The following is a 13,827-nucleotide window of genomic DNA, read 5'->3' on the forward strand; positions in this document are numbered from 1 at the left end:
CGCAATGCCGACCTACCCGCAAGGTGCCGTTGACGTAGTAGATGCCTCTGGAGAAGAGCGAGCGACGCGCACGCTGGAAGCCGCGCGTGAAATCGCCGTGGACCTGGAGGCGGACTCCATGCACGCCTTCCGCGCCCGGCTGTGCTTCCTCCAACTCGCCACCGACGACCAGGTCTTCCTGTTGGACACGCTCCAGCCGGGCGTGGTGCCGGGCATGCTCGCCCCGCTGATGGCCGACCCGGCGCGCACCAAGTTCTTCCACGCCGCCCAGGGCGACCTCCAGTTCCTCGCCGAGGTGGGCGTCCGGGTGCAGGGCCTCTTCGACACCCACCGGGCGGCCACCCTGCTGGGGTGGCCCAAGGTGGGCCTGGCCGACCTCGCCCGGGAACGGCTGGGCGTGGAGCTGCCGAAGGAGCACCAGCAGTCGGACTTCTCCATCCGCCCCCTGCCCCCGGGCATGCGGGAGTACATCGCCAACGACGTGCGCTACCTGTGCGAGCTGGGCCGCCAGGTGCGCGACGCCTGCCGCGAGGCCGACATCCTGGAGGAGGTCCTCCTGGACTGCGACCGCCTGTGCGACGAGGCCGTGGCGCGCCCCGACGTGGGCGCGGACTTCAAGCCCAAGCTGCCCCGCGCCGGGCTGAACCCCACGCAGCTGACGCTGGCCCACGCCATTGCCCACGCCCTGCACCGCAAGCGGCTGGAGTGGGCGGAGCAGGACAACGTCCCCATGGGGCGGATGCTCTCCAACATGGCGCTGGGTGACATCGCGGTGAAGCTGCCCACCAACCCCAAGGAGCTGGCGCGCATGGCCGGCGTGCGGGGCTCCTTCATCCGCACGCACGGGGAGGAGCTCCTGGCCATGGTGCGAGAGCTGCTGGAGAAGTCGCGCCGGGGCGAGCTGGCCCCGGAGCGCGAGCCCAAGGGCCCCAAGGACGCCAACAAGCGCAAGCGCGAGGAGGCCCTCAAGCTCTTCCGCGTGGAGAAGGCCACCGAGCGAAAGGTGACGCCCAGCGTGGTGCTGACCAATCCGCTGATGGAAGCGCTGGCCTCGCAGCCCCCGAAGGACGTGGAGGCGCTGGCGCACGTGCCCTACTTTGGGGAGAAGCGGGCCCGGCTGTACGGCCCCTCCCTCGTGGAGCTGCTGGCCACCTACCCCGTCCTCAACGCCTGACGTGACGTCGGGGCCGCGACCTGCTCGCGGCCCTGACGCCCGTCATGGAGAATGTCCGCCCGCGCGCCCCCTTCGTGCCGCGGCTGGAGCTGCTCCCGGTGCAGTGCCGACACTTCATCCTCCCGCTGCTCGTCCTCTGCCTCGGCGCCTGTGCGGGCTCGCGGCCCCCGCCAGCCGTCACGCCGTCCGATCCTGTCCGCCCTGTCGCGCAGGCCGTGACACCCGAGGAGGAGGCCCCCGTCCTCACCCCACCGGGCCTGCGGCTGTCCCCGGCCGCGCGGCCCGTGCGGCAGACGGTGACGCTGGAGCTGGACCCGCGGCGGGAGCTGTTCAGCGGGACGACGGACATCGAAATCGAGCTGCCCCAGGCCACGCACCAGGTGTGGCTGCACGGGGAGGAGCTCTCCGTGAAGGACGCGGCCTTCATCGTGGCCGGCGCGCGGGTGAGGACGTCCACGCTGCCCGTTGGCGACACGCTCGTCTTCCTCCCGCGTGAGGCGGTGGGCCCCGGCACCGTCACCCTGCGCGTGGCGTACACGGGCCGGGCGCGTGCCCGGGAGAGCTCGGGCGTCTACCGCGAGCTGGACGCGGGGCGCTGGTACGCGATGACGCAGTTCCAGCCGCTGGCCGCGCGGCGCGCCTTCCCCTGCTTCGACGAGCCCGCGTACAAGATTCCCTGGCGGCTCACCCTGCGCGTGCGCGAGGAGGACGGCGCCTTCGCCAACTCACCGGTGGAGGCGGAGACGCACGGGCCGGATGGCTGGAAGACGGTGCGCTTCCAGACGACGCCCCCGCTGCCCTCCTACCTGGTCGCCTTCGCGGTGGGGCCCTTCCAGGCCGTGGACGCGGGCGTCGCGGGCCAGCGCCGCGTGCCAGTGCGGATGCTGGTGCCCCAGGGCCGCGCCGCGGAGACGGCCTGGGCCGCGCGGGCCACGCCCCCGCTGCTGGAGCAGTTGGAGACGTGGTTCGGCACGCCCTACCCCTACGCGAAGCTGGACGTGCTGGCCCTGCCCGGCACGCAGGGGGGCGCCATGGAGCACCCGGGCCTCATCACCTTCAGCGCCCCGCTCATGCTGGGCCCCGTGGAGGGGGACTCCCTGTGGCGTCAGCGCTACTTCGCGTTGACGCAGGCGCACGAGCTGGCCCACCAGTGGTTCGGCAACCTCGTCACGCCCGCGTGGTGGGAGGACTTGTGGCTCAACGAGTCCTTCGCGGACTGGCTCGCCTACAAAGTCGTCACGCAGTGGAAGCCCGAATGGCGTGGTGACGTGCGCCGCGTGGAGGCGCGAGGCGATGCCCTGGTGGAGGACCGGCTCGTCAGCGCGCGCAGTGTCCGGCAGCCCATCGCAGTGCCAGGCGACGTCCACTCCGCCTTTGACGGCATCACCTACAACAAGGGCGCCGCGGTGCTGGCCATGTTCGAGTCCTGGGTGGGCCCCGACGCCTTCCAGCAAGGCGTGCGGCACTACCTGGACACCCACGCGAGGGGCACCGCCACCACCTCGGACTTCTTCGAAGCCCTCACCCTGGCCACCGGCAAGGACGTGGCGCCCGCCTTCTCCTCCTTCCTGGACCAGCCGGGCGCGCCGCGCGTCGCCGTGACGCTGGAGTGCCCCAGGGAGGGGACACCCCGGCTGGCCCTGGAGCAGCGGCGCTATCTCCCCCTGGGCTCACCGGGCGGACGCGGCGAGGCGCAGGTGTGGCGGGTGCCGGTGTGCGTGCGCTACGCCGCCGGGGGCACGGAGGGCCGCGCCTGCACGGTGCTCTCGGAGTCCACGGGCACGCTGCCTCTGGATGGCGCGAAGGTCTGCCCGGCCTGGGTCCACCCCAACGCGGAAGGCCGCGGCTACTACCACGCGCTGCTGCGCGGTGACGCGCTGGAGCGGCTGACGCGGCAGGGAGGCAGGGGACTCAGCGTCGCCGAGCGCCGGGTCCTGCTGGATGACGCCGAGGCCCTGGTGGCCAGTGGCGACCTGGACGTGGCGCGGGCCCTGACGCTGGCCACGCGCCTGCTGCGCGCGGACGACCCGGACCTCGTCATGGGCGCGGCGGCCCTGGTCGCCAGCGTGCGGGATGACTTCGTCCCGCGTTCCGCGTGGCCGAACCGGGCGCGCTTCGTTCGCGGCCTCTTTGGGGGACAGGCGCGCCAGTTGGGCTTCGTGCCGCGCCCGGGCGAAAGCGACGACGTGCGCATGCTGCGGCCCCGGCTGGTGTGGATGGTGGCCCAGTCCGGCGAGGACGCCCTCCTGCGCACGGAGGCCCGGAAGCTGGCGCTGCGGTGGCTGGACGACCGGCGCACACTTCCCATGGACGCGGCCCAGGGCGTGCTGGGCACCGCCGCTGCCTCAGGGGACGCGGCCTTGCACCAGCGCATGCTCGAAGCCCTGCGCACCACCACGGAGCGCCGTGAGCGGGACCTGCTCTTCGCCGCGTTGGGGGGCTTCCAGGAGGCCGTGCTCGCCAGCGCCAGCCGGGCCCTGCTGCTGGCGCCGGAGGTGGACACGCGCGAGGCCCTGCCCATCCTCTTCCGGCAGCTCGAAGAGCCGTCCACCCGCGCGGGCGCGTTCGACTTCCTGCGCGAACACTTCGAGACGCTCCGGGAGCGGCTGCCTCGGGACATCGCGCCCTGGCTGCTGGGCACCGGCGGATTCTTCTGCGACGCCGAGCACCGCGCGCGATTCGAAACCTTCTTCGCGCCCTACGCGCCCACCTTTGAAGGGGGTGAGCGCGCCCTGGCGCAGGCGCTGGAGCGCGTGGACTTGTGCATCACCCAGCGCGAGGCCCTGCGCCCCGGCCTGGAGCGCTTCCTGCGCCGCTACTGACGTCAGCGCTTGCGCGCGAGCATCATCCCATCCCGCACCGTCAGCAGAACGTGCTCCACGCGAGGGTCCGCCGAGACCTTCGCGTTGAAGTCGACAATCGCATGGTCATTGGGGGCCTCCGGCTGGAGCACCCGGCCCGACCACAGGACGTTGTCCGCGATGATGAGCCCGCCCGGCCGCAGCAACGGCAACACCGCGTCCCAGTAGGCGGCATAGCTCGGCTTGTCCGCGTCGATGAACGCCAGGTCGAACGGCCCCTGGAGCGTCTTCAGGGTGTCCAGCGCCGGCCCCATGCGCAGGTCGATTTTCCGTCCATGCGGACTGCGAAGGAAGAAGGCGCGTGCCACGTCAGTGGCCTCCGGGTTGACGTCGCAGGTGATGAGCGCCCCGTCATCCGGGAGCGCTTCCGCCATCATCAAGGCCGAGTAGCCGGTGAAGGTCCCGATTTCCAACACCCGCCGCGCACCCGTCAGGGCGACCAGCATGCGCAGGAAGGTGCCTTCGACGGACCCGACCTGCATGTGGGGGGAGGACATCCGCGCATACGTGACATCACGGAGTTCACCAAAGAGGGGCGCGGGTGCCGTGGTGTGAGCGTCCGCGTACGCCTCGACTTCGGGAGGAACGAGGGTGAGCTTGGGCATGTCCCATCGATTAGCACGTACCGCGGGGCCCCCACTTCAGGTTGCCGTCAGACGCCTCGTGCATAACTTTGTCGTCGCTTTGGATGGAGGAGGTCTCGATGCTGGCAGCCAGAATCGGTGGTGCGCACGCGGATGTGTCCCGGTGCATCGCCGCGAGCCTCCAGTGTCAGGTTTCCTGCGAAGAGGGCATGGCCCGCCGGGTGGCGCGTGGGGAGCCGCTGTCCGGCGAGGTGGTACGCCTGCTTCGCCAGTGCGCCGAGCTGTGCGAACTCAATGCCCGTGCGCTCCAGAAGGAGAGCCGGCTGGCCCGCCGCACCGCGAGCCTGTGCTTCGACCTGGCCAACTTGGTGGCCCGGGCCGCGTGGCTGGACGCGGAGGACCGGGCTTCCTACACGCTCGCGCGGGATGCGCTGCAGTTGGCCCGCGCGTGCAGGCCCCTGCTCTTCGCCTGAGTCAGAAGCGCAGGTGCGGGCTGAGCACCAGCGTGGGGCCCGCGCCTGTACAGATTGTGTCCGCGGGCTTCGTGTTGATGTCGCAGCGCTGGTAGTAGCCCGCCAGGGTGACGCCCAGGGGGCCATGGATGCGGACGTCCATTCCAGCACCCGCGGCCAGCGCGAGATGCGTGTTGGTGTACAGGCGCGGACCCACGGCATCTGAATCAATCTTGGTGGAGGTGCTTCGCCCCACGCGAAGCGCCACCCAGGGCGACACACTCCGCTCCCGCAGGAAGCGGTAGCGCGCCTCTCCGGCAAGGCCCCAGAATGCGCCCCGCGGATACTGTCGGAGTTCGCGCCCCCCGGGCTCCCCATTGTCCAGGTCCGCCGCGAGGGACGTCTTGAAGATGCGGCCCCACTGCAGCGTCAGACCGACCTCCAAATCGAGCGGGGTCACCACGAGCAACTGCGCGCTCAGGAGGCCACCGCGACTGGCAGCGTTTCTGCCGGCGAAGAGGCCTCCGCCGCCGGAGAGCAGAACGCCCCACCCCGGCGGCGACGGTGCCTCCGACTTCGCAATACCAGGCATCAGCAGGCTGAGCACCAGGACAGACGTCATCAGGCGGGCAGGCATCAATGACTTCCTCACGAGCGCACGCGCCGGCCCGGGTGCTGTCGTGAATATAGCGGTCGGCGCAGCCAAATGGCAGACGATTTGGCGGTCCCCCTGGACGTCCGGCCTCCGGTTACTCGAAATTCGAGGACCGTTCCCGCGCGCAGCCGCAGGTGCGGTCAAGCGGCCTGCTGGACAGGAATCCCAGACAGCAGCTCATTGAGCGCATCAACTTGTTGCTGCTCATGGCCCGGCTGAGCCTGGACGATGTCGATGGCGCGCTGAAGCACGCGCCTCGCCGCCTCGGGAGCGTCATGCTGGGCATGGAGGCGGGACAGCTCCACGAGCTGCGGCACCAGGTACGGATCCTGCGCTCCCGCCGCCTGCTCCAGTTGCACCAGGGACTCCTGGAGCAGCGCATAGGCATCCGCGTGGTTGCGCTCCTTCAAATCGAACGCGGAGCTTTGCAGGACGATGGCGCCCGCGAGCCGGTCCCGCTCCTCGTCCGTCACGGCCACGGGCGCCGGTGCCTGATAACCCCGCTCGAGGAGCGTGCTGTCGAGCTCCTCCAGGACCTTGCCTCCCAGCTCGGCGGCGAGCGCCGCGGGGTCCGCGAACAGACTCAGCGCCGGCTCGCGCTCCTCGGGACGCTGCCCCGGAATGCCCGCGACCCGTGCGACGCGCTCTGTCGGAGGCGGATGCGAGTCATAGGCATCCACGGGCCGGGAGAACAGCTCCTCCCGGATGAGCGACTGGAGCACCGGGGGCGTGTTCAGCGCGACCGTGTCCACGGTGCGGAACAGGTCCTTCGTGGGCCGGCCAGCCTCGCGCAGTCGGAGCGCGACGACGATGCCCCGGTCATAGGCAGCACTGTTCTCCACCACCTTCGACAGCGCCGCGCCGAAGGCGTCGCCGCCGTACGCGAGCGCGGAGACACGGTCCGCCAGCAACTCCCGGCGGCGCCCATGACCGGCGGTGATGCGCAGGTAGACGAAGAAGTACGCGCGCAGGAACCAGCCCACCGGATTGAGGTTGCCACCTCCCATGGAAAAGATGCTCTGGATGACCTGGATGACCTGCGTCTGGATGCGCGAGATGATGGGCGTCAGGCGCGTCTCGCCATGCGAGAAGTGTCCGTACTCGTGCGCGAGGATGGACTTCAGCTCCGTCACGGTCAGGCCGCGCATCGCACCGAGCCCCAGATGAAGGATGCGCTCGCCGCGTCCCATCAGCACCCGGAACCGGCCGCCCGTCTCCCGCACGCCAATCCCTGTACCGGCGTCGACCAGGACGCGGTCCACCTTGCGCGACTTCGCGACGTCCGCCACCTCCTCCAGGGCCTTGAACAAGGCGGGAGCCTCCGAGACGGCGAGCTCCCTGCCCTCCTCGCCCTGCTCGGGGCTGGTGAACAGGCCTCGGAGGATGGCGAAGAGCCCCCCAAAACCAATCACGCCGATGACGACAATCAGCTTCACGGGGATGGCAGGCAGCATGAACACCAGCAGCAGCACGCCGCCAGCGATGGACACCGTCAACAGCAGCAGCATCGGAACGGACACGTAGAACAGCAGCGATGCGAACCACAGCACCGCGCCATAGAACCGGTCCACCCAGCGCTCCTGGCTCGTCTGCTCCGCACGCAGCAAGTGGAGGTTGTCCGACTGGAGCTGGCCCAGTTGCACCTTCGAGAGGACGAGCCCCGCGCCCCACGAGAACAGCAGCGCCACCCCCAGGAACAGCGCCATCCCCAGCGGTACCTGCCAGGCGCGCCGCATCCAGAGCTGCCGCGACACGGCTTCCTCGATGGCGGTGATGAACGGGCTGGGCGCTGCGCCCAGCTCGCGCGCGCGATCGACCGCTTCCATCGCCTCATCCGGCGCTTCCGTTTCGGCCAGCGCCGCGCCCAGGGCCAGCTGCGACATGGGCGCGCCCGGCGCGAGCTCCACCATGCGCCGCGCATGCTTCAGCGCGACATCGCCCTGCCCGCGCTTCATGTGGAGAATCCACAACTGCTGGTGCGCCTGGAAGTCATCCGGCCATTGCTGGAGGGCCCTGTTCAGGAGCGGCTGCGCCTCGGCGAGCTGCTCCTGCTGAATCCGGATGGCGCCCAACGTGCTCAGCACGTCCGCCCGGCGCGGGCCGTCGATGCCCTGCTCCAGCGCGAGGTTCAGGTACTTCACGGCGTCGGCGAAGTTCTCGAGCGTGAAGTAGTACCGCCCCGCGAGACGCGAGACGCGGGGATTGCCCGCGGCCTCCTTCAGGAGACGCTCGATGGCCGGCGCCGCATCAGCGGGGGTCGCGCCGTGCGCGGCCTCGAACGCCGAGTCATAGACGGTCTCAAGTTCCTCGGTGAACGGGAAGAGTTCGGGCGCTTTCTGCTCCGAGTTGGGAGCTTGAAAGGCGAAAAACAGAGTCAGTACGAGCGCGTGCATGCAACCCCCGACGGTGTCTTGCGTTCCAGCATGACGGGTGACGGCGCCACCGATGCCACCCGGCAGCGCGCCCAGCGTCATGACCGACGGGGCGCGGGAGGAGAGTCGCTCCTTCCGCGCCCCGGTCTCACGAACCAGCGTTCAAGCTGACGCCGGGACTACAGGTTCAGCAGACGCGCCTGGAATCCATTGCTCCCCGTCGAGGTGAGCAGCACCAGCTGGCCGTTGTGCACGAAGACCCGCTGGGCCGTTCCCGGGTAGTACGCGGCCGAGAGGATGTCGAACTGGCGGCTGAGCACCCGCAGCTGCGTCCTGTCTCCCACCGTGTCGATGAGGTAGAGGCGCTCACCGTGGAAGGCGATGTCCACGAACGACAGGCCGATGCTGGTGCGGTACGTCAGGTCCGCCGTGTTGAAGAGGAGACCACTCCCCGTCACGACCGCGGAGCCATCCGGCCACAGCCGCAGTGGCGCCCTCAGGTTGTAGGCACCATGGTAGGGCGAGTCGATTTCAGCGCCCAGCGTACCCGCCTCCATATCCACCTGCACCCGGTTCAGGTCCTGTGGCGAGACGCCGCTATCGGCGAAGTAGATGGTGTTGTTCGCCTCCGAGAACAGCAGGTTCACCGCGCTGTTCCTCCAGTCCACCGCCGCGACCCGAGCGCCCGTGGCCCGCTGATAGAGCGCATGCGTCCCCCAGGCCCCGGAGCCATCAATGGTAAACAGGTAGCGGTCCGCCACCACCATGCGAGACACCGACGCAGGCGCCGCGGCGAAGAAGCGGGCCGTGCCACCCTCCGTCGAAGTGAAGGCGTCGATGCGCCCACCCGTGTAGGCCAGGTATGCGGTCTGGCCGTCCGGAGCGACCGCCATCGAGGTCGCATCACCCGTCCCGACGTGAGCGGACAGGAAGCTCCGGGTCGTCAGGTCGAGTCGACGGATGCGATCCGCGTTGCCGTCCAGGAAGTGGATGACGCCATCGCCCGTCAGCGTCGCGTCCTGGTAGGTGAAGGCGAACGCGGCCCCGCCCAGCACGACGCCCGCATCCGGGTCCACGCCGCCATCACTGCCACCATCCGGCGTGGGCTCCCCCGTCTCCAGGTGCCCCGAGATGTCGATGCCACCCGTGGTGGCGCCCGGGCAGTTGACCGGGTTGCGCTGCAGCACGAGGCTCGCCGAAACCACCTCGCCGGCCACGACGTCGACCACAGCGCTGCCCGCGTACACCTCCAGCATGGACGCGTTATACGCAATCACACGCACTGCCCGACCGGTTCCCGCAGGCACCTCGGACACCTGTCCCCGGATGGCCGTGCCGTCCACTTGAAGCGGAACAGGCCCGATGACCGACATGCCCAGGCCGGAAACAACGGCATCGGCGGACACGACGCCGCAGACATCCCCCGCCAGGGAGATTTCCATCCGGACGGACTCGGTTTCACCCGCGTTCCCGGACAGTCCCTCGCTGTTGCACGCCGCCACCAGCGCGCCGACCGCCCACATCAGCCCAACTCGACTCAGGATTCTCATGAATGTTCCCCCTCCGCGCGGGTCCAATACGACAAGTGCGGTTCCCGCGCAATGCATTGCAAACGTGGACTCGGAACTCCCGTGCCCACGACCACGCAATGACGGCAGACCTCGCAAAGCCTGACAGGCCCACTGAATTCGCGGCGACTGCCGATGCGCCGGACGGAGTAAGGCGTTCCACGCATCAGCGATGGGCCACAGCGACCTCAGGCACACCTTTATGCATGTCTATACATGCATTTTGGAGACATGCCCCCGCACGCCAGGCCCCGCGAAGCCGCCGGCAATGATTCGCACCGCCAACCTCTACTCCCAATCCTTCGCGATATCCGCCTGCGTCAGCACAGCAGGTTTGCCTTGCGCGCCCTCAAGCGCTCAAAGCGAGACACCGTAGAGCGCGCCGTACTTCTCCTTCAGGTACGCCAGGAAGTCCGTGTCCGTGAGGCCCTGCCCCGTCACCTGCTTCACGCGCTCCTCCGCGGAGAGGCGGAAGCCGTGCTGGTGCACGTGCGTGCGCAGCCAGTCACGCAGGGGCAGCAGCTCGCCCCGGCCCAGGTGCTCCTCCAGCTCCGGCAGGTCGCGCTTCGCGGCGCGGTAGAGCGACGCCGCGTACAGGTTGCCCAGCGAATACGTGGGGAAGTAGCCCAGCTCGCCCCAGGCCCAGTGGATGTCCTGGAGCACGCCTTGCGTGTCGTCCGGCGGCGTGATGCCCAGGTACGTCTCCATTCGCGCGCTCCACGCGGCGGGCAGGTCCTCCACCGGCAGCGCGTCCCGCACCAGCAACAGCTCCAGCTCGTAGCGCAGCGCGATGTGGAGGTTGTACGTCACCTCGTCCGACTCGATGCGGATGAGCGACGGCCCCACCGCGTTCACCGCGCCGTGGAAGGTCTCCACGTCGGTGCCGGACAGGGCCTCCGGGAAGGCGGCGCGCAGCGCGGGGAAGTAGTGCCGCCAGAAAGGCAGGCTCCGGCCCACCATGTTCTCCCACAGGCGTGACTGCGACTCGTGCAGCCCCATGGAAGGCGCGGCGGCCAGGGGCGTGCGGTGGAGCTCCGGCGCGAAGCCCTGCTCATACAAACCATGGCCCGCTTCATGAATGGTGCTGAAGATGGCTGGGAATGGCGTGGCCGTGTCCACGTGCGTGGTGAGCCGCACGTCCAACGGGTGCGTGCCCCCGGTGAAGGGGTGGATGCTCAGGTCCTGCCGGCCCGCGTCCAGGTCGAACCCGATGTCCTTCAACAGCCGCAGGGTGAAGGCCCACTGCGCGTCCTTGTCGTAGTGACGGCCCAGCAGGAAGGGCGCCACCGGCCGGCGCACCGCGGTGAGCTTGCCCACCATGGGGATGAGGTGCTCGCGCAGGGCGGACAGCACCGGCGTCAGGCGCGCCACGCGCATGCCCGGCTCATGGCCTTCCAGCAGCGCGTCATAGCGCTCTCCGTCATGGCCATACGCATCCGCCTGCTCCCGGCGCAGCGACAGCAGGCGCTGGAGCGCGGGCTGGAAGACGCTGAAGCGCCTTGTCTGCCGGGCTTCCCGCCAGGCGGGGATGGCATCGCTGATGGCCCCCGCGAGCGCCCGCACCAGGGGCGCCGGGACGCGCACCTCCCGCTCCCGCTCCCGCGTCAGCACCGTCACCATGGCCCTGGCGTCGTCGGACAGGTCCGCCCGCGAGGCGGCCTGGGCCAGGGCGTCCCCCAGCCGGGGGTCCACCAGGCGCTCGTGGTGCAGCCCCTGCAGGGTGGAGAGCTGATGGGAGCGCGCGGGGCCGGCCTTGGTGGGCAGGTACGTCTCCATGTCCCAGGTGGCCAGGCCGATGAGGCCCTGAAGGTCGCGAAGCTCCTGCATCCGGGTCAGCAGCCAGGTATCCATGCCCGGATTCATAGCCCGCTTCGCGGCGCACTATCGCGAAAGACGCAGTCGGGGGTATGAGGGCTGCGCGATGGCCAACGTCATTCAGTTCTTCATGTCCCCCGAGGACGAAGTCGCCTTCTTCCGCTTCCTGGAGCGCTTCGTCCTGGAGGTGTACCCCCGGCGCGTCCCACAGGATTGGGAGACCTTCCGCGCGAACATGGAGAACCTGGAGCGGATCCCCCCGGAGGACCTCTACATGGTGGCCTCGGAGCTGGGTCCGGCCATCGTCGACAAGGTGAAGCGGGGCCCGGACAAGGGCTACTGGCGCATCGACGAGGTGCGCTCGCCCGTCATCTTCATGGAGCGCTGCCGCCCCAACGAAGAGGGCGAGCTGCTCAGCGGGAAGATGTGGGCGGAGCTGGACATCACCGCGCAGACGGGCCGGAAGAACGCGGCGCCCGACAAGTTCCGGCGGCTGTTCCTGGAGGTCGAGGAGTACATCAAGAAGACGTGCCGCCGAAGCGAGCCCAAGGGCTTCTACGTGGGCCCCAAGACGGCGCGGCTCTGCAAGGAAGGGCTCGTGCTGCGCGACTCCGCCTTCCGCGGCGGCACGGTGGCGCCCTACAAGTAGCCGCGGCGCCTCAGCGCAGGGCCACGGGCAGGGTGAAGAAGAAGGTGCTCCCCTGCCCCTCGCGGCTCTCCACGTTGAGCGTCCCGCCGTGCGCGGCCACCAGGCTCCAGGCGATGCTCAGCCCCAGCCCCGTGCCGCGTCCCGGTGAATGGCTGGCCCGCCAGAAGCGCTCGAAGAGGTGCGGCGCGTCCTCGGCGGGGATGCCGGGTCCGGAGTCCTTCACTGAGACGCACACCTGCTCCCCCTCCACCAGGCCAGCCCGCACTTCGATGGCGCCGCCGGGGGGCGTGAACTTGATGGCGTTGCTCACCAGGTTGGCCAGCACCTGCAGGATGCGCTCGCGGTCGGCGAGCACCGGCGGCAACCCCGGCGCCAGCGCCACCGTCAGGCGTTGCCCCTTCTCCAGCGCGAGCGGCCGGAGCACCTCCAGCGACTGCGCCAGCAAGGCGTCCACCGGCAAGGGCTGGAGCAACAGCGGAATGGGCATCCCGCGCAGGCGCGCCCGGTCCAGCAGGTTGCCGATGAGGCTGCTCATCTGCTGCTCGGCGAGGACGATGTTCTCCAGGTAGCGGCGCCGCCGGTGTTCCTTCTCCGGCGCCGTGCCCGCATTCAGAATCATCTCCGCGTTCATCCGCACCGCGAGCAGCGGCGTCTTGATGTCATGGGAGACGACGGTGAGCAGCTCGTCACGCCAGCGCACCGCCTCCTGGGCCTGAAGGAACAGCGCCTCCGCGCGCTCCCGCAGGCGAACCTCCCGGCGCAGGACATGCTCCCTGGACAAGGCCACGGCCAGCAGGTTCGCCACCGCGTCCAGCAGCGACAGCCCGTCCTCCCCGAGCTCCACCGACTCCACGTGGAGCACCCCCAGGACGCCGTCCTTCGCCACCAGTGGCAGGGGGACTGTCCCCGGAACCTGGGCCGTTCCCCCTTCGAACACACCTCCGCTGGCGTCACACCCTTGCGGCGCGACGCGCTCCAGGCCCACGAGGTACGCGTACGCGGCGGCGGCATGCGCCACGGCGTGGGACGGAGGGGACTCCGCGCCCGCGGACGGATGCCACGCCAGCAGCCAGGGTCGCTCCGGAACGGGCACCCCGGACGCGTCCACCCCCTCCAGCAGGAGCGCGGCGCGGACCGGCAGCCATCGGGAAAGGCGGTCCACCAGCGCGGGAAAGCTGGCCGCGACGCCATCAGAACCGCAGAGCAGCTGCCCCACCTCGTGGAGCCGCGCCAGATGGCGGCGGGCCTGTTCCCGCCTTCGCCAGGCGCGACGGGGCCGCCGGCGGGAGGCAGGGACCTCCGGGTGGGCGGAGTCATCCCCCGCCGGACGCTCCACGGCCAGCAGCGCCTCACGGAGCGAGGCGGAGAGGACCTCGCCCATCAGCGCCTTGAGGACGCGCAGCCACTCCTCGACCAGGACCACCAGCGACGCCTCCAGCCGCTCCAGTTCGAGCTCCGCCACGACCGGATGCAGCCCCTCGAAGCGAAGGCCCTCCGGCGTGACGGCGAGCACCGACAGGTGCGGATGGGCCTGGACCACCCGGTGGAGCACCCGCTCCAGGATGACCACCAGGGTGACCTCACCCAGGGCCAGACGGCCACGGCGCCACAGCGCCTGGAAGCCTCGCTCGAACAAGTCCAGCAGCGCGGGAGGGGAAGGGTGCGGCAACTGGCGCTGGCGCCAGGCACGCACGGAC

General features: G+C 70.0%; 10 protein-coding genes. 4 read left to right on the forward strand and 6 right to left on the reverse strand.

The genetic code is table 11. The features are described from left to right. Positions 1-4: 4 nt before the first annotated feature. Positions 5-1,174, forward strand: coding sequence for a ribonuclease D (locus tag KGD87_RS19200; protein WP_284661680.1), 1,170 nt, complete (start codon positions 5-7; stop codon positions 1,172-1,174). A gap of 44 nt (positions 1,175-1,218) precedes the next feature. Beyond that, the gene (locus KGD87_RS19205) at positions 1,219-3,996 is read left to right on the forward strand and encodes a M1 family metallopeptidase (RefSeq protein ID WP_284661681.1); all 2,778 of its coding nucleotides are present in this window, start codon (positions 1,219-1,221) and stop codon (positions 3,994-3,996) included. Between the two features lie 2 nt (positions 3,997-3,998). Here the strand turns inward: KGD87_RS19205 and KGD87_RS19210 are convergent, their stop codons facing one another. Beyond that, positions 3,999-4,640, reverse strand: a complete 642-nt coding sequence (locus KGD87_RS19210; RefSeq protein WP_284661682.1) for an O-methyltransferase — start codon at positions 4,638-4,640, stop codon at positions 3,999-4,001. 98 nt (positions 4,641-4,738) lie between these two features. Here KGD87_RS19210 and KGD87_RS19215 point away from each other — a divergent pair, with 98 nt between their 5' ends. Then, positions 4,739-5,092, forward strand: a complete 354-nt coding sequence (locus tag KGD87_RS19215; RefSeq protein ID WP_284661684.1) for a four-helix bundle copper-binding protein — start codon at positions 4,739-4,741, stop codon at positions 5,090-5,092. Between the two features lies 1 nt (position 5,093). Here the strand turns inward: KGD87_RS19215 and KGD87_RS19220 are convergent, their stop codons facing one another. The 4 genes from KGD87_RS19220 to KGD87_RS19235 all read right to left on the reverse strand — a co-directional run bounded on the left by KGD87_RS19220 (position 5,094) and on the right by KGD87_RS19235 (position 11,517). Further along, entirely contained in the window at positions 5,094-5,708 is a 615-nt protein-coding gene (locus KGD87_RS19220; protein ID WP_284661685.1) for a hypothetical protein, read from the reverse strand. Between the two features lie 158 nt (positions 5,709-5,866). Then, complete coding sequence (locus KGD87_RS19225) at positions 5,867-8,119, reverse strand: tetratricopeptide repeat protein (RefSeq protein ID WP_284661686.1); 2,253 nt, start codon at positions 8,117-8,119, stop codon at positions 5,867-5,869. A 158-nt stretch (positions 8,120-8,277) separates the two neighbouring features. Next, the gene (locus KGD87_RS19230; RefSeq protein WP_284661687.1) at positions 8,278-9,648 is read right to left on the reverse strand and encodes an NHL repeat-containing protein; all 1,371 of its coding nucleotides are present in this window, start codon (positions 9,646-9,648) and stop codon (positions 8,278-8,280) included. Between the two features lie 375 nt (positions 9,649-10,023). Further along, positions 10,024-11,517, reverse strand: a complete 1,494-nt coding sequence (locus tag KGD87_RS19235; RefSeq protein ID WP_284661688.1) for a carboxypeptidase M32 — start codon at positions 11,515-11,517, stop codon at positions 10,024-10,026. A gap of 70 nt (positions 11,518-11,587) precedes the next feature. On the opposite strand from KGD87_RS19235, the gene KGD87_RS19240 reads away from it, so the two are divergent. Beyond that, entirely contained in the window at positions 11,588-12,130 is a 543-nt protein-coding gene (locus KGD87_RS19240) for a hypothetical protein (protein ID WP_284661690.1), read from the forward strand. A 10-nt stretch (positions 12,131-12,140) separates the two neighbouring features. Here KGD87_RS19240 and KGD87_RS19245 read toward each other — a convergent pair whose 3' ends face one another. Continuing rightward, on the reverse strand, positions 12,141-13,823 hold the full coding sequence (locus KGD87_RS19245; protein WP_284661692.1) for a sensor histidine kinase: 1,683 nt from the start codon (positions 13,821-13,823) through the stop codon (positions 12,141-12,143). Positions 13,824-13,827: the final 4 nt, after the last annotated feature.

Source organism: Myxococcus sp. SDU36, from assembly GCF_030168875.1.
Taxonomy (GTDB): Bacteria; Myxococcota; Myxococcia; order Myxococcales; family Myxococcaceae; genus Myxococcus; species Myxococcus vastator.